Below are 20,162 nucleotides of genomic sequence, written 5' to 3' on the forward strand. Positions count from 1 at the left end.
GACGGTCATGCAATTCTTGCAGGCACTGGTGGACGGCATTTTGCTGGGCGGCGTGTATGCGGTCATTTCGATCGGACTGACACTGGTCTTCGGCGTGGTTTCCATCGTCAACTTCGCCCAGGCCGAATTTCTGATGGTGGGCATGTTCGTGGCGTACTTCGCCTGGAAATTGCTGGGGCTGGACCCGCTCCTCGGGTCGTTGCTGTCGTTCGCCGTGGCCTTCGTGCTGGGCGTGTTGACGCAGAAGTTCCTCATCGACCGCGTGTTGAAGGCGCCGGCGGTGGCGCAGATCTTCCTGACGGTGGGCCTGCTCATCGTGATGGAGAACCTGGCCCTGATCCTGTTCGGTTCCGAGTTCCGCTCGGTGCAGACGCCCTATCAGATGACGGCGCTGGCGGTCGGCCCGATCCTCCTCAGCGCGCCCTATCTGCTGGCTTTCATCGTGGCGTCGGTGGCGGGGTTGACGCTGTGGTGGGTGCTGAAAAAAACCTGGTGGGGCATGGCGGTGCGCGCGACGGCGCAGGATCCGATGGCTGCCCGGCTGTCGGGCATCTCTACCCATCGCGTCCATCAATTGGCCTTCGGCCTGGGCGTGGGCCTGACGGCCTTGGGCGGCGGCATCATCCTGCCCTACCTCACGGCGTCGACCACCGTCGGCGCGCAATTCAGCGTGCTGATGTTCACGGCGGTGGTGCTGGGCGGGCTGGGCAGCGTGATGGGCGCGGTGGTGGGCGGGGTCGCGGTCGGTGTGATCCAGTCGCTGTCGTCGCTGGTGCTGCCCATGCAATTGCAGAACCTGGTGCTGTTCGCCATCTTCATCCTTGTCCTGGCCGTGCGCCCGGAAGGTCTTTTGAAAAGGGCTGCCTGATGGCCATGACTCGACAATCCCTGCCGTGGGCCGCGCTATTGGCCATCGCACTGGCCGCCCCCTGGCTGATGGAAGACCAAGGCTATGGCATCCGCGTCCTGACGCTGGTGCTGCTGTTTGCCGCGATGGGCCAGTCCTGGAACATCGTGGGCGGCCTGGCCAACCAGATTTCACTGGGGCATGCGGCCTTCTTCGGTCTGGGCGCCTACACCTCGACACTGCTGCTGATGCGATTCGGCATTTCGCCATGGCTGGGCATCGTGGCCGCGATGGCGGTAGCGGCCGTGGCGGGCGCCCTGCTCAGCCTGCCCACCATGCGGCTGCGCGGCCACTACTTTGCGTTGGCCACGCTGGCGTTCGGCGAAGTGCTGCGCGCCATCGCCAACACCTGGGCATCGGTGACGGGCGGGCCGGTCGGCCTGTCGATCCCGTTTTCGGAAGGCGTGGCGCAGATGCAGTTCAAGTCCAGCATCCCGTACTACTACCTGATGCTGGGGGCCGCGCTGGTCACGTCGGTGGTTTTCGCGCTGATCAGCCGTTCGCGCCTGGGCTATCGCCTGCGCGCCGTGAAGGCCAATCCGCAGGCGGCGGAGGTCATCGGCGTGGACACGGCACGTACGCGCATCCTGGCCGCCGTGATCTCGGCCGCGCTGATGGGCGCCTGCGGCACCCTGTACGCGCAGTTCATCTACTTCTTCGATCCGGACACCGTGTTTTCGCTGGTGGGCATCTCGGTGCGCGTGGCGCTGATCTGCATCATCGGCGGCGTGGGCACCGTGGCCGGCCCGCTGATCGGCGCCCTGGTCATCATCCCGCTGGAAGAAACGTTCAACGACTGGCTGTCCGGCCATACGGCGGGCGTTTCCCAACTGGCGTTCGGGCTGATCCTGATCGCCATCATCCTGATCGAGCCGCGCGGCCTGTCGGCGCTGTGGACGCGGCTCTGCAACCTTAGGCGGGGCCAGCATGCCTGACATCCTGAAGGTTTCCAACGTGCAGCGCCGCTTCGGCGGCCTGAAAGCCGTGGACGACGTGTCTTTCAGCGTGGCGCGCGGCGACATCCTGGGCCTGATCGGTCCCAATGGCGCCGGCAAGACCACCTTGTTCAATCTGCTGGTGGGCCTGTACGCCAGCCAGGGCGGCCGCATCGAACTGGACGGCCAGGACGTCAGCGGCCTGCGCCCCCATCAGATCGCGGCGCGCGGCATGACCAAGACGTTCCAGAACGTGGCGTTGTTTCCCGAAATGACCGTGCTGGACAACGTGCTGGTCGGCGGCCTGCTGCGTCACGACGTGCCACATGCCCGCCAGGTGGCGCGCGACAATCTCGACCGCGTCGGCCTGTCCGCCATCGCGGCCAAGCCGGCTGGCGAACTCTCGTTTCCCGAGCAAGCCCGGGTGGAACTGGCACGCGCACTGTGCACCGCCCCCAAGGTCTTCCTGCTGGACGAAGTGATGGCGGCGCTGAACGAATCCGAGATGGACGCGATGCTGGACCTGATCCGCACGCTGCGCGACGAAGCGGGCATCACCTTCATCGTGGTCGAGCATCACATGCGTGCCATCATGCGGCTGTGCAACCGCATCCTGGTGCTGTCCTTCGGCCAGAAGATCGCCGAAGGCAGCCCCGCCGACATCGCGTCCGACCCAACCGTGATCGAGGTCTATCTGGGCAAGTCGATGGAACAGGCGGGGGTGGCCGCATGAGCCTGTTGCAGATCCAGGGACTGACCGCCTCTTATGACCGCAGCCCGGTGCTGCACGACGTCTCGCTGGACGTGCCCGAAGGCGGTTTCATCGCGGTCGTCGGCGCCAACACAGCGGGCAAAAGCACGCTGTTGCGCTGCATCTCGGGGCTGCTGGACAAGGTCAGCGGCAGCATCGTCTTCGACGGCCGCGACATCCTGCGCCTGCCGCCGCACCGCATCCCGGAATTGGGCATTGCCCACGTGCCGGAAGGCCGCCACGTCTTTCCGGAAATGACGGTCGAGGAAAACCTGAGCCTGGGCGGCTACACCCGCCGCCATGACACGGCGGGCCTCAAGCGCAGTTGCGATCGCGTCTACGCCCTGTTCCCGCGGCTGCATGAACGGCGCCGGCAGCAGGCAGGCACGCTGTCCGGCGGTGAACAGCAGATGGTGGCGTTCGGGCGCGCGCTGATGCTGGAACCCCGGTTGTTGCTGCTGGACGAACCCAGCCACGGCCTGGCGCCCAAAGTCGTGGAGGAAATGCACCAGGCCATGATCGACATCCACCGCAGCGGCCTGACCATCCTGCTGGTGGAGCAAAACACCCGGTTGGCGCTGTCGGTGGCCGAACACGCCTACGTGCTGCAATCCGGTTCGATGGTGCTGTCCGGCCCCAGCGGCGCGCTGCTGGAAGACAGCCGCGTGCGCGCCGCCTACCTCGGGTTATAGCGATGGCGCGCCGGCGGGATATATTGCGTCTTTACGTTGAACCGGCGGTTCGCCGCAGCCGGGCCAAAAGCCCCCGCTGCCACCCGCGCCCGCCGTTACGCTAAGCGAGAGACAGCCATGCCCACCCCCACCGGCGCAGTATTCGAAAAACCCACCACCTTGCGCACCCGCGTTGAGGAATTCCTGCGCACGTCCATCATGGACGGGCGCATCAAGGGCGGGGAACGCCTGCGCGAGGCCGAGCTGTGCGAACAGCTGAACATCAGCCGCAGCACGCTGCGCGAAGCGCTGCGCACGCTGGAGGCCGAACGCCTGATCTCGATCGAGCCGCACCGCGGCCCGACGGTGGTGCGCATCACTGAAAAAGCCGCCCGCGACCTGTATTCGCTGCGCGCCCTGCTGGAAGGCTTTGCCGCGCATGAATTCGCGCGGCTGGCCAGCGACCCCGACGTCGAACGCCTGCGCAAAGCCGTGGACGCGCTGCACCGTCAGGCCAAGGGCAGCAATAAATCGGCATTGCTGGCGGCCAAACGCGATTTCTACGACGTGCTGCTATCGGGCTGCGATAACGATCTGATCAAGGACATGCTGCCCGGCCTGCTGTCGCGCATCAATCTGTTGCGCGCCACGTCGTTCGCGCGCGCCGACCGGCTGCCGGAAAGCATGGCCGAAATCGACCATATCTTCGAGCGCATCCAGGCTCGGGATCCACAAGGCGCCCAGGCGGCCGCGCAGAGCCATATCGTGAACGCGGAACGCACTGCGCTGGAAGTACTCAGGCGCCAACAAGAGGAGGCATCAACACGTGAAGGCGATCGTCCAGGAACTGAGGGCCGCGGCGGCCCTGGCGCAGCAGGATAGCGAATTCATCGCCGCAGCCAGGGGCCTGCCATGCGCCATCTGGCTGCAGGCCGGCGCGGATCCCGAAGACCGGGTCCCTGCCTGGGCGGGCCAACCCGCCGCCCCCTCGCAATGCCTCGTCATCAGCGCCCCGCCGGACACCTGGCGCAAACTGCTTGATCCCTCGCCACCGCCCGGCTATCACTCCTTCACCGCCGCCCACCGCCAGGCCCACGGCCTGCGCGTGAAAGGCGACGCACTGGCCATCGCCCAGGCCCTGCATCCCCTGGAACGACTGTTCGAGATCCTGCGCGGACAGCTCCACGCGGCGCCCGCCCTGCTGGACCGCAGCGCCATCACCGGCCACTACGCCACGCTCGACCTGGGCTTGGCGTCCACGTCCCTGTACTACGAGACCAGCGGCCTGCCCGCCGGCCCGCCGCTGCTGATGCTGCACACCGCGGGCGCCGATTCGCGCCAGTACCACGCGCTGATGGCGGACCCCGGCCTGCGCGGCCAATGGCGCATGATCGCCTTCGACATGCCCGGCCACGGGCGCAGCATGCCGCAGCCCGGCCAGGCGTGGACCGAAACGGGACTGACCCGCGACGCCTATCTGCGGACGTGCGTGGCGGTCATCCGCCAATTGGTTGGCCGCCCCGCCGTGTTGCTGGGTTGCTCGATGGGCGCCGCGATGGCGCTGGTTGCCGCCGCCCGCAATCCGGACGACGTGGCAGGCGTGGTGGCGCTGGAAGCGCCTTGGAAAGCCACCGGACGGCGCACGCCGATGCTGTGCCATCCACAGGTCAACCAGGCGGCGCACAACCCCGCCTATGTGCGCGGCCTGATGGGGCCGGCAGCCACGTTGGAAGCGCGCCGCGACGCCGCCTGGATCTACGCGCAAGGGGGCTTCAATGTGTACGCCAATGACCTGTGGTTCTACAGCGAAGACTTCGACGCCGCCGAACATCTGGCTGGCCTGGACGCCCACCGCTTCGGCGTGTCGTTGCTGACGGGCGCCTACGACTACTCCGCCAGCCCGGAAGACAGCCGTCGCGTCGCTGCGCGGATCCCCGGCGCGCGCTTCACCGCCATGCCCGAGCTGGGCCACTTCCCGATGGTCGAGAACCCGCAACGCCTGCTGGACTACCTGCGGCCCGAACTCGACCACATCCGCACCACAGGGGGATTCGCATGACGCTGCCCAACCACGAAGTCTATGCCTTGCGCTACGCCACGGTCGCCCGCCGCCGCGGGCAGAACTTCATCACGCCACCCGACCCCCACGACGGGCCGATGCCCATGGACTATTTCGTCTGGGTCATCCGCCACGGCGCGCGCGTCTGGCTGGTCGACACCGGCTTTAACGAATCGGCCGCCCGCGCCCGGGGCCGCGAATTCCTGCGCTGCCCCATCGACGCCTTGAAAACGCTGGGCATCGCCCCGGCCGACATCCAGGACGTGATCGTCACGCATCTGCACTACGACCACGCCGGCAATATCCGCAAGCTGCCGCACGCCCGGCTGCATCTGCAAGAAAGCGAACTGCACTACGCCTGCGGGTGCAACATGCGCTTCGACATGCTGCGCCACGCCTACGCGGTGGAAGACGTGGTCGACGTGGTGCGCGGGGTCTATGACAAGCGGGTGGCTTTCTATCACGGCCACGACGAGATCGCGCCGGGCCTGCAACTGCTGCACATCGGCGGCCACACGCAAGGCCTGCAGTCAGTGCGCGTGCACACGGCGCGCGGCTGGATCGTGCTGGCGTCCGACGCCAGCCACTACTACGACAACATGGGGCTGGACGCGCCGTTTCCAATCGTGCTGAACGTGGCCGACATGCTGGCCGGCTACGAAACGCTGCTGAAGCACGCGGAATCCCCGGACCACGTCATTCCGGGCCACGACCCGCTGGTCCGCAACCGCTATCCTGCCTTCCGCAACGGTGACACCGAAGTGGTGGCGCTGCATCTATCCGGCACACCCGCCCTGTAGCCACCTGGCCTGCAACTACAGCGAATAGCGGTAATCACATTTCAGCGTGGCCTTCAACGGGCTGTCGTTCTGCGCGCCGGCAGTCGAACGCGGCCGAGGCGCCGTCAGCTTGGCCTGGAACGTGCCCACGATGTCTCCGGTGGCGTTCTTTTCAACCGCCACGCTGGACGGCAATGCATAGAGCGTCAACGCCGTGTCCCCGGACGGCACCAGCAGCGTGAACACCGATTGCGGAAAATCCGACACCAGGTAGTTGATGGAGGCGGTATCCGAAGTGAACGTCAAGCTCGCGTCGAAATAGCTGAGTTTGATGTTCAGCTCCTCTGACGACGGCGACGGAATAACCCCCTTCAGCGCCACTTTGCCGCTTTCCGACACGCAGGATAGTTCGGCCGGCGCGGACCCGGCGTGGGCGGCGCCCGCGAAAAGCAGGCAGGACAGGAACCAGGCGGCACGTGCGGTCATGGGGTTTCCTTGCGAAGGTCGGCGGGAACGAGACCGGCAAGTGTAGGCGGATTTCCCGCCATGCCGCCAGGATCAATACCGCAACTGCGTATCACGCCCGGCGGATGCCGCCTGCGCCAGCGCGCGGGTAATGATGCTGGTCGAAACGTTGGCGAAATAGCGGGCGCCGAATGCGCCGTACTTTTCCTCGTCGGCGGGCGTCAGCGCAATAATGCCGGGGCACTTTCCCGCGGAGGCGATGGCGTTGAGCCCCTGCTCGATGGCGCGTTGCACAGGCGCCGCCGTCCAGTCGCTGCCATGGCCCATCGCATGCGCCAGGTCATTCGGCCCGATGAACACCGCGTCCACGCCCTCCACCGCGGCAATCTGGGCGGCAGCGGTGATGGCTTCGGGTGTTTCGATCATGGCGATGAAAGCGATGCCGTCGTTGCTGCGCTGCGTGTGGCCGGCGCCGCCAAACGCGCCATAGCCGGCCGCCCGCGTACTGAAGGCGCTTCCCCTTCGGCCCAACGGCGGATAGCGAACCAGGGAAACAAGCCGCCGCGCCTGCTCGGCGCTTTCCACCATCGGCACCTGCACCGCACCGGCCCCCATGTCCAGGATGCGCGGCAAATCGTGTTCAAAGCAGCGCACCACGGCGGCGATGCCTGCCGCCCGGGCCGCGCGCAGCATGTGTTCGGTCACGCCAAAGTCGGCGCTGCCGTGTTCGTTGTCGAGAATGATGAAGTCAAACCCGGCGTAGGCGCACATCTCGACGATGGCCGGGCTGGGCAAACCGTTGAACAGGCCCCGCAGCGGCTTGCCGCTGCGCAGCATATCCGGCAGACGGCCGTCCAGGGGAAAACGGGAATCAGTCATGCAAGTCTCCTGGGAAAGGTCACACGCGGGGATCAATCGGCCTGGATGCCGGCGTCCTTGATCACCTTGCCCCATTTATCGATTTCGCTGCGCTGGAATTGCGCAAACGGCGCAGAGCCGCGGCCGTCCGGCGCCACGCCCAGCATCATCAGCTTGGCGCGCACATCCGGGCTGGCCACGATGGCCGCCACTTCGCGGGCCAGGCGATCGACCACGGGCGCCGGCGTGGAGGCGGGCGCGAAGATGCCCTGCCAGGACTGCATCTGGAATCCCGGCAGCCCCAGTTCCGCCAGCGGCTTCACGCCGGGCAAGTCCGCCAGCGGCGCCGCCGACGTCACGCCCAGCACTTTGACGCGCTTGGAATCAATCATGGGGCGGGCCGCCGCCACGGTTTCAAACACCATGTCGATCTGGCCGCCGATCAGATCCACCATCGACTGCGAGCCGCCCTTGTAAACGATCTGCCGCAGTCGCGTGCCCGAGATGGACTGAAAAAGCTGGCCCGACAGATGCTGCGACGTGCCCGCCCCCGCCGTGCCGTAAGTCAGCTCGTCGGGCTTCGCACGCGCGGCATCGATAACCTGCTGCACCGTATTGAACGGGCTGTCGGCTCGTACCACCAACGCATTGCTGACCATGCCCACCAGCGCCACGGGCGTGAAATCCTTGACCGGATCATAGCCAAGCGATTTGATGAAGAACGGATTGACGGCATGCGTGGTGATGGTGCCGCCCACCAGCGTGTAGCCGTCCGGCTCCGCGCGGGCCACTAACTGCGTGCCCACGATGCCGGACACGCCGGGCTTGTTCTCCACGATCACCGACTGCCCCAGCCGGGCGCTCAGTTGCTCGGCCATCAGGCGCGCGACGCCGTCCGAGACGCCTCCCGGCGAAAACGGCACCACATAACGAATGGTCTTGGCCGGCCAGGCCGGCGCCGCGCCTTGGGCGTGGGCAAGGGAAGCGGTCAGCCCGACCGCCGCAACGGCGGTCAGGGTACGTACAAAAATGCTGCGCATGCGTGTGTCTCCTGCGATTGATCATGAGCGCGGTCTGCGCGCGCTTTCAAGGTGTTGCCAAAAAATCGTTTCAAGGCCCTGCCCGGACGGTGGCGCGTTCAATCAGGCTGCACGGCACGACGATGTCGCGCGGGCGCAATTCCGCTTGCATCTGCTCGCGCAGCAAGCCGACTGTGGCCTCGACCATCGGTTCGACCTGTTGGCGAATCGTCGTCAGGCGGTAGGCGCCCCACGCCGCCTGCGGCACATCGTCAAAGCCCACGACGGCGACGTCCTGCGGGACGCGCAGGCGAAGTTCCTGGCGCAGCACATCCAGCGCCGCGATCGCCATGTGGTCATTGCCGGCAAACAACGCGTCCGGCGCATCGTCGGCGAACATCCGTCGCACGGCGGCCTGCGCCCGGTCGAAATCGTAGTGGCCGGCTTCACGCCGGTGCACGGCATGGCCCAGTTCGCGCAACCCATCGCGGTAGCCGCGTTCGCGTTCAATACTGGTCGAAGAATCTTCCAGGCCCGCCAGATAGCCAAAACGCCGATAGCCGCGCGCGGCCAGCAATTGCGCCGCCATCTGGCCGCCCGCGTAGTTGTCGGACGTGACCGAGCTGCTGGCATGCCGCGCCAGCCCGCCCAGGATGGACACCCGGTTGAACTGCACCACCGGCACGCCGACCTCCGCGCAGCTGCGCGCCACGTTCGAGGACAGCATGGCCGACGCCATGACGATTCCGTCCACTTGATATTGCAGGATTTCCGCCAGCACGCCGTCGGCCGCCTCATCGACTTCCGCGATGAACATCAGCACGTGGTAGCCCTCTTTCTGTAGCTTTTGCGAGAGCTTTTCGATCACCAGCGGATAGAACTGGTTCTCCAGATAGCTCATTACCAGCGCCACGATGCGGCTGCGCCGCGTGATCAGGCTGCGGGCGAGCGCGTTGGGCCGGTATCCCAGCTTTTGCGCGGCGGCAAGCACCTTGCGGCGCGTCTCTTCCGAGACGCTGGCCCCAGGGGTGAAGGTCCGGCTGACGGCGGACTGCGAGACGCCGGCCAGATCCGCCACGTCCTGGGCGCGCGGCGCGATCTTCATGCGGCTGTCCATCCGGCGTCCAGCATTAACGCGCTGCCGGTCATCAGGCTGGACGCGTCGCTGGCCAGGAATACGATGGCGCCCATCACTTCGTCCAAGCGGCCCACACGGCCCAGCGCGTTGCGCGCGCACACCCAGTCGCGGAATCCGGGCTGCTCCAGCATGCCGGCCGTCATGGGGGTTTCGATGAAGGTCGGGCATACGGTGTTCACGCGGATGCCCGCCGTGCCCAGTTCCCATGCCAGGGCGCGCGTCATGCCTTCAAGCGCGTGCTTGCTTGCGCAGTACAACGTTCGCCGGGGGCTGCCCACATGCCCCATCTGCGAGGACACGTTGATGATCGAGCCGGACATCCCCTCCTTCAACAGCCGTCGCGCGACCGCGCGGCTGGTGTAGAACGCCGCCTTCACATTCAGGTCGAGCACCGCGTCGATATCCTCGTCGGACTGCTCCACCAGCGGCTTGGGACGATTCATCCCGGCGTTGTTCACCAGGATGTCGAACGGGCCGCCTGCCGCGATCGCCTGATCGACGGCGACGGAATTCGTCACGTCCAACACCAGCGAGGCGCAGTCGATGGCCTCGGCGCGCAGCGCTTCGCACACCTGCGCCAGCTCGGGTTCGCGCCGGGCCGCCACCGTCACGTGCGCGCCAGCGCGTCCCAGCGCGGCGGCAGCGGCCAGGCCGATACCGCCGCTGCCGCCCGTCACCAGAGCTCGGCGTCCGTCCAGGCGGAAGTTCGGTCCTTTGGGCAACGCAATCATGCCTGCGCCTCAACCGGCTGGTACCAGGGCAGGTCGGGCCGGCTGCCGTAACGGCGAACGCGGATATTGGCCTGCTCGCCGTGGCCGGCGAAGTTCTCCATGTGGCACAGGCGCGAGCAATATTCGCCCATCGTGACGCTGGCCGCATCCGTCAGCACCCGCTGATAGGTGCAGGTCTTCAGGAATTTCCCTACCCAGAGTCCACCCGTGTAGCGGGCGTTCCGATTGGTCGGCAGCGTGTGGTTGGTGCCGATCACCTTGTCGCCAAAACTGACATTGGTGCGCGGGCCCAGGAAAAGCGCGCCATAGTTCGTCATGTTGTGCAGGAAGTAGTCCGGGTCGCGGGTCATGACCTGCACATGCTCGAAGGCAAGGTCGTCCGCGACCTGCAACATTTCTTCGACGGTATCGCAAACAATGACTTCGCCGCATTCTGCCCAGGCCTGGGCGGCGATACCGCGGGTTGGCAAGAGGGTCAATTGGCGTTCGACTTCGGCCAGCGTATCCCGCGCGAGTTGTTCGCTGTTGGTAAGCAGCACCGCAGGCGACGTGGGCCCATGTTCGGCTTGCCCCAGCAGGTCGACCGCGCACAACTCTCCGTCCACGCTATCGTCCGCGATCACCAGCGTCTCGGTAGGACCGGCAAACAGGTCGATGCCGACACGGCCATACAACTGCCGCTTGGCCTCGGCCACGAACATGTTGCCCGGGCCGACCAGCATATCCACCGGCGCCACGCTGGGCGTTCCGACGGCCATCGCAACCACGGCCTGCACGCCGCCCAGCACCAGGATTTCGTCGGCCCCGGCCATGTCCATCGCGGTCACGATGGCCGGATGCGGCTTGCCCTGGTATGGCGGCGCCGTCGACACCACGCGCTTCACGCCGGCCACCTTGGCCGTCAGCACGCTCATGTGCGCCGAGGCCAGCAGGGGATACTTGCCCCCGGGGATATAGCAGCCGACGGCATTCATCGGTACGTGCTTGTGGCCCAGCACCACGCCAGGGTAGGTCTCCACTTCCACGTCGCGCATCGAATCCCGCTGGATCTGGGCAAAGTTGCGCACCTGCGCCTGGGCAAAGCTGATGTCTTCGATCTCGCGCGCCGACAACTGTTTGCGGGCGGCCTCGATTTCCGCGCGCGACAGGCGGAAGTCCGCCGGGTCCCAGTTGTCGAACTTGCGGCTGTAGTCCCGAACGGCGTCGTCGCCACGGGTCTCGATGTCGCGAATGATGTCTTCGACGGTAGCGCGCACCTTGGCGTCGTCGTCGGTCTTTACGGCGGCGGTCCGGCCGCGCTTCAGATAGCGGATCATGGTCTTTTGGCCCTGCAAACGTTAGGGGTTCGAATCAGCGCGCCCACTTTCGAAGCCTTGCATACGTATGCAAATAGGGAAAAACCCGTATACCGCCGGCGGTTGGCCCGCTAACCCCGCATCGAACGCTTAGTCCGCATCGCCGTGGTATCCGTACTTGATACCGCCCAGCACGCGCGTGCGCACGGCTTCGTTGAAGGGATAGGTGTAGGCCTGCCCCACCACCACCACGTGCGCAATGTTGGCCAGCACGCGGCGGCGCAGCGCCTGGCCGACCGATTCGTCGTCGCCGCCGGACTCGGCGCGCGACATCTGCTGGAACAGCTCGCTCTGCGTCACGCCGTTCTGCATGAAGGAAAACGCCGTCCAGACGCATGCCAGCGTCAACACCAGCGCCAAGCCTGCCGCGCGTGTCGCGGCGCGGCCCGGCTCCTGCCCGGCGGGCGTGCGCAGCCAGACGACCAGCTTGGCGATCAGATACAACAGTTTGGCAAAGTGGCCCACCGCGCCCAGCAACGAAAACAGCAGCGCCACCGGCGGCACGATCGCCGCCCGCGCGGCGTCCTGGCCCAGTTTGTAGTGCTGGCCGCCGCGACCGAAATCCTCATTCCTGGCGGAGAAACGCGGCATCGCCTCGTCCACGGCGCGATCCAGCATGGCGTCGTACAGGCGCTTGAAGCTGGCCGCATCGGTGTAGTTGGACGCCACGCCCAGGCTCGCCGGCACCATCAGGGTCTGCCGCAGCAGCTTCTGCACACCGGGACGCGCCACGAAGTCTTCGTAAGACAGGCCCGGCGGAATCGCGTCGCCCTCCACCTGGACGGTGCGGCTGCGCATCGTCTTCCAGTATTGCTGCGCGACCGCCTCGTTGAACGTCGCGCGGTCATGGGGTTGCCAGCCGCCCGGCACGGGGATGCGTTTGCGCACGTCCTGCACCACGCGGGCCTGATAGCGCGCGGGCACGTTCTCGGGCGTCCAGCCGCGTCGCGACAGATTCCTGCGGTAATCGCTCCAGGCCCGGTCCTGTTCGCGCGCCAGTCCGATGTCGTTTGCCACCGGCACGCCGGCATATTGCTTCCAGCGGTCGGCGACGGACTGCATCACGCTGGTATAGACCTGGTGATAGCCGCGGATGCCCGGCGCCGTCATGCGGACGTCGCGGCCGTCGAAGCTGAAGGTCTTCATCTGGCGTTGCAGATCGGTGCGGATCACCTGTCGCTTCTTGGGTTCGACCTTCTCGTCCAGGTTATCGATATTGGACAGCAGCACCTGGAACACGGCCAGGAACGCCTTGCCTTCGGGCCGCGCATAGACGTCGTCGTCGACCAGCCCGTCCAGATGCAGATCGCCCTGCACCAGGGACCGCTGCAACAAGCCGGCATTGGCGGCGATGCGGCGGAAATCGCCGTCGCGGGTGTCCACGAGCACGTTCACCAGCATCTTGATGGCACTGAACACCACCAGCGCCGTCACCACGCAGGCGACGCCGATCTTCAAGTACGACGGCTTGCCGCCGGTGCGCAAGCGCCGGGTCAGCAGCAGTTGCAGGACCACCAGCGCCGCGGCAATGCCGGACAGCGTCCGGCCGAAGAACTCCAGTTCTTCGATATCGTGCGGCGTGGCGCGGCTGCCCACCACGTCCAGCAGGCGCGCGTTGAATCCCAGCTCGAAGCTCAGATAGACGACGGTCAGGACGATCAGGAAAAGAAGTTGGCGAATCTGGGCTTGCCGCACGTCAGTCCCTCAGATCAAGACGGGTCGAGGTGATTTCTTCGTCAGGCAGGTCCAGCTTGGCCGGCGTCCGCGATGCTGCGGCCGCGCGCGGCGCCGCGCCGCTGGCAGAGCCGGGTCCGTCACCGCCCGGCGCGCGCTGCGCCGGCGGCGGGACGACGCGGCTTGCGCGCGAATCCTGGCCACTCGTCTGGGTATCGGCTGGCGTGGTCCTGGCGGGCGCGGCGGGCCGGGAGGGCGTGGCCGATTTGCCGGATTTACCGGGCTTGCCCGCTTTCGCGGCGGGCGCCGCAGGCGGCGGGAAGACGCCGTGCACACGCACCGACTCCAGATATCCCGGCGGATACAGGGATTCATCGGCAAAAGGCTTGGCGCGCGGGTTCATGCCCGCCACCGTCTTGACGTCGCCACGCCGCATGCGGCCGTCTTGCGTATAGACGAAACGCTCGATGTTCGAGCCCTTCGGGAAATCGAAAGTCAGCGCGCTGCGGTCGTCCTGCACCAGCACGGCTGGCCGGTCGCGGCAGTTGCCCAGGTCCCACGACAGCACGTCGGACCCTTCAATCGCCAGCACGGTATAGCGGTAATCGCAGTTGCGGCGCTGCGTCTCGATGACGACCACGGTACGCGGCCCCACGTTCTCGGTGCGCGCGATACGAGCCGAGTCCACGTTGTTCAACGGCACCACGCGTTGATTGCCCGACAGCTTGACCGAGAAGTTCTTGCCTTCGCGGCGCAGCGTGCCCAGCCCCCCATCCTGCAGCGGGAACTGGCCGATCTCGGTGCCGAACAACACGGCGGTATCGACGCCATAGACCAGTCCGCCTCGGGAATTGGTCTTGACCGCGCACGCGCTCAGTCCTCCCAACAACAACAGCACGGCAGCAAGGCGGAGGATCAACGAACGGAATAAGAACGGGCGCATCGACATCATCGTGGTGGCGGGAAACCGGCGCCGGCCGGGCGCGGTTTCCGTCAAAGCCCTGCAATGTATCTCAAAGTTACAACGCAGGGCCAGGGTTGTTTCAATTGCGTCTTGCCAGCGCGGCGCTCAATCGGTCGCGGCCTGCTTGTGTTCCAGCGCATCTTTCACCAGTTCACCCGCGCTATGGCGGATGGTGGACACGCAGCGCGTCGCGATGGCGCGCAACAGCGCTTCGGCGGGCAAGGTGTTGGACGCCGCCACAAAACTCTCCAGCGACGCCGACACGCGGCCGGCCTTCGGGCCCTGGTCCTGCTGCAACGTCAGCTTGACGGCCTTGCAACGGTTATTCACCGCGTTGAGGATTTCCAGCAGTTGCACACGGGTCAGGCCCAGCTCGTCCGCGTCGACGAAGCTGGGGTAGACCAGGCGCAGGAACTCCGGGTCGGTCTCGCTCAGGCTGAAGTACATGGTGCCCAGGTCGGGGTGGCGGAACAGCACATCGCCGTCGTCGTCGATGCGGGCGACCAGGCCCAGTTCTTCTTGGACCACGGTTTGGTAAAGGGCCGTCAGGGCGGTGGGGTTGGACATGATTCGACTCTCCGTAAGGAAGGATGGCGGCGGGGAAATCCGCGCCCTTGCCCCCTGCTACGCACCGGGCCCGAAAAGGTTCGAAAAATTTTCACCGAAAAAAAATCGAACCTTTTCGGCGGCCACGCATAGCGATGGGTACAGGCACTCCCGCCGCCAACCAAAAAAGGAAAGACCATGCAAGGTAAAGCGCTACGCGACGTATTGATCCAGGCCAAGACCCACGGCGCACGCTGGGCCGCCACCGCCGCCCAACGCGTCAACCGTGGCGACGCCGCGGGCGCGCTGCTGTTCCTGCTGGCCACCACGGCGCTGGCCGTGATCACGGTACGCATCATGGGCTCGAACGCCAGCCTCAGCTTCTATGACCTGCTGCGCCTGCAGAACGGCGGCGACGTCCGGGGCTCGCAAAGCACGGGCGCCGGCATCTATGCGTTGTTGTGGCTGCTGGCCGTGATCGGTCCGCTGCTGCCGTCCCTGATGCCGCAGCGCGCTGCCCGCCTGGGCTACTTCCTGCCGCTCGCGCTTTGGGGCATCGCCCTGGCCGGCGTCGCGTCGCAGGTGCGCGAGCTCATGAACGCCACACGTCAGTTCGCCGGGTTCATGGGCAATTCAAGCGCCAGCCGCAACATGGCCGGCGACATGGCGTCATCGTTGTGGAGCAGCCTGAGCTTCGGCTTCGGCTTCTATCTGTCGCTGGCCATCGCCGTTGCCTTCACCGTCCGCGGCATTGCCGTCCTGCGCCGCCGCGCTTGATTTTCCGCCCTTGCGCGGCTAAGGTGCCGCAGCCCTCGCCTTGGAGGGCTGCGGCATTTTCCGCCGATGGGCTGACGTTCCGCGTCCAGTTCGACATCAAGAATCTGAACCATGAACTCGCTCGACCCCAAGCGCTACGTCATCAACAACGTCGACGCGCTGCTCCGCATCATGCATGCCGATCCACGTTACGCGCTGGAATTTCGCAACAAGGCAGAACAGCACATCACGCTGAAGCTGCGCAAGAAATTCTTCAACACCTCGCCGGAAGGCGTGGTGGACGCCTTCAATAACGCGCTCATGAAATTCCTGCAAACGCGCACGTTCCGGGATGAAGGCTTCCAACACGGCCAGCCGGCCGGCGGGTGGGCCGCGCACGAACTCGCCGTCAGCAAGCTGGGCGGCTACCTGTACCGGGGCTCGTTGCACGAATTGATCCAGATGCATCGGCGCACGCGGCATGAAGTGAGGTGGGCCGAGCCTGCCGGGGCCGGCGAGCAGGACGACAACGTCTTCAACCCCGCCGAAGACGTGGGCGACCCCTCGCCGTTCGCCGACCCTGCGCACGCCTACGAGCACCTGTCGCTCATCAAGCGCATGCGGGATTGCCTGAACAAACTCAGCGACACCCTGCGCGACACGATGTTCTTGTATCTGGACGAGGTTCCCATGGCGCAGATCGCGCGGCAGCAAGACCTGCATGTGCCGACCGTCAAGAGCCGTCTGCACGCCGCGCGCAAGCTCGTGGCCGAATGCACGCGCAAAGGAATGGACTGATCATGTCTGAAGACCGCGTACTGTCCTATCTGTCTGGCGAGCTCGACGACGACGCCCGCCGCGCCTTCGATGCCGACATGGCGCGCGACCCCGCGCTACGGGCCGAGGTCGAAGCATGGCGCAACCTGGCCCAGGCGCGCCAGATGGCGCACAACGACATCGGCCGGGCCGACCGCGATTCCGCGTTTCTCCGCGCGCTGGCCGAACGCCCGCAACCTGCGCCGCCTTCGTTATCCCGCGCGCGCCGGCTGCGGCAATGGCTGTGGCCCACGCCCGCCAGCCCGTTGATGCCGCTGGGCTGGGCGCTGGCGGTCACGCTGGCCGTGATGGTGGCGCAGCAGGCGCCCCTGGATGCGCCCGCGCCCGGGGACGTGCTGACGCGCGGCGGCGGCTCCTGCCCACGGCTGGTGGTGGACCTGCCCGACACGCTTACCGCCAAGCAGTTGCGCAACACCTTGTCCCAGTTCGCCGTGTCCATCGTCGAAGGCCCGGATGCCGACGGCCGCTACGTGTTGAGCGCCGCGCGCGAATCCTCGCTGCAAGACGCGGCCGCGGCGCTGGGCGTCCTGTCCGCCACCGCCGGTCCGGCGGGCGCCTGCCCCCGGCCTTGAGGTTCCACGCATGAAGACACCCTTTTCCCCCGCCGCCGCGCCCCTGACGCGCCGACGGTTGCTGGCCGCGCTGTTGGGCGCCGGCCTGTTGCCGATGCACGCAGGCGCCCTTGCCGCCCCCACCCCTGCCACGGACGCCACGCCGGCCCCGGTGCCGGTGCCGGTCGTTTCCCGGCGGCGGTACGCGCTTGTCATCGGCAATGCCCGCTACGCCGTGCCCGCCAACGCGCTGATCAATCCGGTCAACGATGCGCGCCTGATCGCGCAAACGCTGCGCAAACGCGATATCGACGTCACCCTGCTGACGGACCTGACCACCACGCAGATGGAAGCCGCCGTCGACGCGTTCGCCGCGCGGGCGCAGGACGCGGATCTGGCGCTGGTGTACTTCGCCGGACACGCCGTGGCCGTGGATGACGTGAACTACCTGTTCGGCGTAGAGCTGCCGATGGCCGTGGGCGACGTCCGCATCCGCACGGCGCAGCAGGGGTCGCTGAGCCTGAAGCGCGTATCGCAGGCATTGCGCCGCGCGAACATCCGCGCGCGGCTGATGGTGTTGGACGCCTGCCGCACCAACCTGACGCGCGGCGCGTCGGCGGCGGGGCTCGTGCACACCGTGCCTGCCGGCGGTGAACTCATCGCGTTTTCCACGCAGCCAGGCGCCACGGCCGAGGACGGATTTGGCAGCGAGGGGCCCCGCCACAGCCCCTACGCGTACTACTTCGCGCAAGGGCTGGACGCCCTGGCCGCCGCCGCCCCGGTGGAGAACTTCTTCAAGCAATTGACGGGCGACGTGCAGGTCGCCACCGCTTACCGCCAGATCCCGCACTACGCCAGCAGCCTGGTCGGCGCCGTCACGTTCACGACGCTGGCCGACGGCCAGACGCCCGCGGTGCCGGGCGGCACGGGCGGCAAGGGCGGGCAAGTGGGGCGCGGCCCATCGCCCACGCTGGGACGCGACCTGATCAAGGCGCGCATGAGCGCATGGGAATACGAAATCGAACGCGGTGCGCAATACCTGGACGAGCCCCGGTTCGCATCGTTGCAGGCCCGCGCGCTGGCCGGCGACGTAGTCGCCATGACCACGCTGGGCCTGATCGCCGAAAACGGCGAACACGTGCAGCAGGACTACAAGCTGGCGGCACATTGGTATCAGCGTGCCACGGACCAGGGCTTCGCTCCGGCGCAGACCTACCTGGGCGAACTGGCCGGCATGGGACGGGGCGTGCCCAAGAACTACAACGTGGCCGAACGCCTGTTCCGCGACGCGGCGGACGCCGGCCACCGCCGCGCCGCGCTGGACCTGCTGGACCTGCGGGTGCGCATGGGCGAACCGCCGGATCCGCGCGAATGGGCCGCCGTGCTGAACGACGCCGCCCGCAATCCGCCGGGCATGCCGCCGTTGCAGGGCGTGCCCGACATGCTGCGCGCGCTGGGCGTGCGCCCGCCCGGACAACCCTGACCTCGTCGTCCGCCGCCACTTCGGCTAGGATGGAGCCATCGCCCAGCCGAAGGAGACAGCCATGCCCTCTATCAAGCATCTGGCCTGCGCGGCCGTCATCGCCGTGTCGCTGCCCTGGGCCGCGCAGGCCGAGACCGTTACCTTGCAGGCGGCAAGCGCCACGCCCGGCGCCGATCCGCATACCGGCGCCCGCGTCGTGGATGTGGCCTTGAAGCCCGACAGCCAGAAGGCCTTGGCCGACTTCACGCGCAACCGCGTGGGCAAGCGCATTCAGCTGCGTTCTAACGGCGTGCTGCTGACGTCGGCCACGCTGCAAAGCCCGCTGGCAGGCGACAGCTTCCGCATCACCGCCGGTGAACATGGCTTTGCCGGCAAGTCCGCCGAAGAGATCGCCCAGGGCATCATGAAAGACGGCGGGCTGACCGTCGACGACGAGAACACCGCGAAATAGCGCCCATCGGGCGGGCGCTCAGGCCGTGATTTCGAACAGGCCGGCCGCGCCCATGCCGCCGCCCACGCACATCGTCACCACCGCATAGCGCACCCCGCGCCGACGGCCCTCGATCAGCGCATGCCCCGCCATGCGCGCGCCCGACATGCCATACGGATGGCCAATCGCGATGGCGCCGCCGTTGACGTTCAGGCGGTCGTCTGGAATACCCAGCTGATCGCGGCAATAAAGAACCTGGCAGGCAAAGGCCTCGTTCAGCTCCCACAAACCGATGTCGTCCACGGTCAAGCCGTGCCGGGCCAACAAGCGGGGCACCGCCAGCACCGGCCCGATGCCCATTTCCTCCGGGCGACAGCCCGCAACCGCCATGCCCCGGTACGTGCCCAGCGGCGTCAGCCCCCGCCGACGCGCCTCGGCCGCTTCCATCACCACGCACGCCGACGCGCCGTCCGACAGCTGCGACGAATTGCCGGCGGTGATGTATTGCCCGGCATCCAGCCGCTGGCCGTTCTTGAAGACGGGTTGCAGCTTGGCCAGGCTGTCCAGCGAGGTCTCGGGGCGGTTGCCTTCGTCGCGCGCCAGGGTCACCGGCTGGGCCGAGGTGTGGCCCGTCGCGCGGTCGGTCGCCAGCATGACGGCGCTCAAGGGCACGATCTCGTCATCGAAGCGCCCGGCGGCCTGCGCGGCGGCGGTGCGCTGCTGGGAGCGCAATGCGTACGCGTCCTGCGCCGCGCGGGGGATGCCGTAGCGGCTGGCCACGATCTCGGCCGTTTCCAGCATGCTCATGAAAATCTCGGGCTGCTCGCGCATCAAGGCGTCATCGAACCAGCGATGGCGATTCATCGTGTCGTTCTGCACCAGCGAGATCGACTCCAGGCCTCCCGCCACCACGATGTCCATGCCTTCCTGAGTCACCTGCCTGGCCGCCGTGGCGATCGCCATCAGCCCGGACGCGCATTGGCGGTCCAGCGTCATCGCGGCGACTTGCGCGGGCAAGCCCGCGCGCAATGCCGCCTGGCGCGCCACGTTCATATGCGTCGTGCCTTGCTGCAAGGCGGCGCCCAGGATCACGTCTTCGACCTCGCCTGGCGCCAGCCCGGCGCGCGCCACGGCATGCGAAATCGCGTGGCCGCCCAGCGTGGGCGCCGTCGTGTCGTTGAACGCGCCGCGATAGGCCCGGCCGATCGGCGTGCGGGCGGTTGAAACGATGACGGCTTCTCTCATGGTGGTTT

The 20,162-nt window shown here is 66.9% G+C and carries 22 protein-coding genes; 12 read left to right on the top strand and 10 right to left on the bottom strand.

Annotated elements, in window-relative coordinates:
• Positions 1–7 precede the first annotated feature (7 nt).
• From CQ050_RS21065 to CQ050_RS21095, 7 genes are all read left to right on the top strand, one after another.
• Complete coding sequence (locus tag CQ050_RS21065) at positions 8–868, top strand: branched-chain amino acid ABC transporter permease (RefSeq protein ID WP_105558776.1); 861 nt, start codon at positions 8–10, stop codon at positions 866–868.
• A gap of 5 nt (positions 869–873) precedes the next feature.
• Positions 874–1,842: a branched-chain amino acid ABC transporter permease gene (locus CQ050_RS21070; RefSeq protein WP_233214205.1), complete on the top strand. Its 969-nt coding sequence runs from the start codon at positions 874–876 to the stop codon at positions 1,840–1,842.
• The gene (locus tag CQ050_RS21075) at positions 1,835–2,575 is read left to right on the top strand and encodes an ABC transporter ATP-binding protein (protein ID WP_105558778.1); all 741 of its coding nucleotides are present in this window, start codon (positions 1,835–1,837) and stop codon (positions 2,573–2,575) included. Before CQ050_RS21070 ends, CQ050_RS21075 begins: the two co-directional genes overlap by 8 nt.
• The gene (locus CQ050_RS21080; protein ID WP_105558779.1) at positions 2,572–3,285 is read left to right on the top strand and encodes an ABC transporter ATP-binding protein; all 714 of its coding nucleotides are present in this window, start codon (positions 2,572–2,574) and stop codon (positions 3,283–3,285) included. Before CQ050_RS21075 ends, CQ050_RS21080 begins: the two co-directional genes overlap by 4 nt.
• Positions 3,286–3,402: 117 nt before the next feature.
• Positions 3,403–4,146, top strand: a complete 744-nt coding sequence (locus CQ050_RS21085) for a GntR family transcriptional regulator (protein ID WP_105558780.1) — start codon at positions 3,403–3,405, stop codon at positions 4,144–4,146.
• A complete protein-coding gene (locus CQ050_RS21090) occupies positions 4,091–5,323 on the top strand; it encodes an alpha/beta fold hydrolase (protein ID WP_105558781.1) in 1,233 nt (410 codons plus the stop codon). The genes CQ050_RS21085 and CQ050_RS21090 overlap by 56 nt, the downstream gene beginning before the upstream one ends.
• On the top strand, positions 5,320–6,123 hold the full coding sequence (locus CQ050_RS21095; RefSeq protein WP_105558782.1) for an N-acyl homoserine lactonase family protein: 804 nt from the start codon (positions 5,320–5,322) through the stop codon (positions 6,121–6,123). The genes CQ050_RS21090 and CQ050_RS21095 overlap by 4 nt, the downstream gene beginning before the upstream one ends.
• A gap of 15 nt (positions 6,124–6,138) precedes the next feature.
• Here CQ050_RS21095 and CQ050_RS21100 read toward each other — a convergent pair whose 3' ends face one another.
• The 9 genes from CQ050_RS21100 to CQ050_RS21140 form a co-directional block, all read right to left on the bottom strand.
• Positions 6,139–6,588, bottom strand: coding sequence for a hypothetical protein (locus CQ050_RS21100; RefSeq protein WP_105558783.1), 450 nt, complete (start codon positions 6,586–6,588; stop codon positions 6,139–6,141).
• A 72-nt stretch (positions 6,589–6,660) separates the two neighbouring features.
• Positions 6,661–7,446, bottom strand: a complete 786-nt coding sequence (locus tag CQ050_RS21105) for an HpcH/HpaI aldolase/citrate lyase family protein (RefSeq protein ID WP_105558784.1) — start codon at positions 7,444–7,446, stop codon at positions 6,661–6,663.
• Between the two features lie 32 nt (positions 7,447–7,478).
• Positions 7,479–8,465 (bottom strand): tripartite tricarboxylate transporter substrate binding protein, encoded by a 987-nt coding sequence (locus CQ050_RS21110; protein ID WP_105558785.1) that lies wholly within the window; start codon positions 8,463–8,465, stop codon positions 7,479–7,481.
• A 70-nt stretch (positions 8,466–8,535) separates the two neighbouring features.
• Positions 8,536–9,549 (bottom strand): LacI family DNA-binding transcriptional regulator, encoded by a 1,014-nt coding sequence (locus CQ050_RS21115; protein WP_105558819.1) that lies wholly within the window; start codon positions 9,547–9,549, stop codon positions 8,536–8,538.
• A complete protein-coding gene (locus CQ050_RS21120) occupies positions 9,546–10,313 on the bottom strand; it encodes an SDR family NAD(P)-dependent oxidoreductase (RefSeq protein WP_105558786.1) in 768 nt (255 codons plus the stop codon). The genes CQ050_RS21115 and CQ050_RS21120 overlap by 4 nt, the downstream gene beginning before the upstream one ends.
• Complete coding sequence (gene hisD, locus CQ050_RS21125; protein WP_105558820.1) at positions 10,310–11,629, bottom strand: histidinol dehydrogenase; 1,320 nt, start codon at positions 11,627–11,629, stop codon at positions 10,310–10,312. Before hisD ends, CQ050_RS21120 begins: the two co-directional genes overlap by 4 nt.
• A gap of 129 nt (positions 11,630–11,758) precedes the next feature.
• Positions 11,759–13,363 carry a hypothetical protein gene (locus CQ050_RS21130; protein ID WP_105558787.1) on the bottom strand — a complete coding sequence of 535 codons (1,605 nt, stop codon included), beginning with the start codon at positions 13,361–13,363 and terminating at the stop codon, positions 11,759–11,761.
• A gap of 1 nt (position 13,364) precedes the next feature.
• The gene (locus CQ050_RS21135) at positions 13,365–14,285 is read right to left on the bottom strand and encodes a hypothetical protein (protein WP_105558821.1); all 921 of its coding nucleotides are present in this window, start codon (positions 14,283–14,285) and stop codon (positions 13,365–13,367) included.
• 126 nt (positions 14,286–14,411) lie between these two features.
• Positions 14,412–14,873 (bottom strand): hypothetical protein, encoded by a 462-nt coding sequence (locus CQ050_RS21140; RefSeq protein ID WP_105558788.1) that lies wholly within the window; start codon positions 14,871–14,873, stop codon positions 14,412–14,414.
• A 177-nt stretch (positions 14,874–15,050) separates the two neighbouring features.
• Between CQ050_RS21140 and CQ050_RS21145 the strand changes: the two genes are divergently transcribed.
• The 5 genes from CQ050_RS21145 to CQ050_RS21165 all read left to right on the top strand — a co-directional run bounded on the left by CQ050_RS21145 (position 15,051) and on the right by CQ050_RS21165 (position 18,930).
• Positions 15,051–15,629, top strand: a complete 579-nt coding sequence (locus CQ050_RS21145; protein ID WP_105558789.1) for a hypothetical protein — start codon at positions 15,051–15,053, stop codon at positions 15,627–15,629.
• 111 nt (positions 15,630–15,740) lie between these two features.
• Complete coding sequence (locus CQ050_RS21150; protein ID WP_105558790.1) at positions 15,741–16,406, top strand: RNA polymerase sigma factor; 666 nt, start codon at positions 15,741–15,743, stop codon at positions 16,404–16,406.
• A gap of 2 nt (positions 16,407–16,408) precedes the next feature.
• Positions 16,409–17,017, top strand: coding sequence for a hypothetical protein (locus CQ050_RS21155; protein WP_105558791.1), 609 nt, complete (start codon positions 16,409–16,411; stop codon positions 17,015–17,017).
• Positions 17,018–17,027: 10 nt separating this feature from the next.
• Positions 17,028–18,479: a caspase family protein gene (locus tag CQ050_RS21160; RefSeq protein WP_105558792.1), complete on the top strand. Its 1,452-nt coding sequence runs from the start codon at positions 17,028–17,030 to the stop codon at positions 18,477–18,479.
• Between the two features lie 61 nt (positions 18,480–18,540).
• Complete coding sequence (locus CQ050_RS21165; RefSeq protein ID WP_105558793.1) at positions 18,541–18,930, top strand: hypothetical protein; 390 nt, start codon at positions 18,541–18,543, stop codon at positions 18,928–18,930.
• Positions 18,931–18,948: 18 nt separating this feature from the next.
• Here CQ050_RS21165 and CQ050_RS21170 read toward each other — a convergent pair whose 3' ends face one another.
• Positions 18,949–20,154 carry an acetyl-CoA C-acyltransferase gene (locus tag CQ050_RS21170; protein ID WP_105558794.1) on the bottom strand — a complete coding sequence of 402 codons (1,206 nt, stop codon included), beginning with the start codon at positions 20,152–20,154 and terminating at the stop codon, positions 18,949–18,951.
• Positions 20,155–20,162: the final 8 nt, after the last annotated feature.

The organism is Achromobacter sp. MYb9 (assembly GCF_002975275.1).
In the GTDB taxonomy this organism is placed as follows: Bacteria; Pseudomonadota; Gammaproteobacteria; order Burkholderiales; family Burkholderiaceae_B; genus Achromobacter.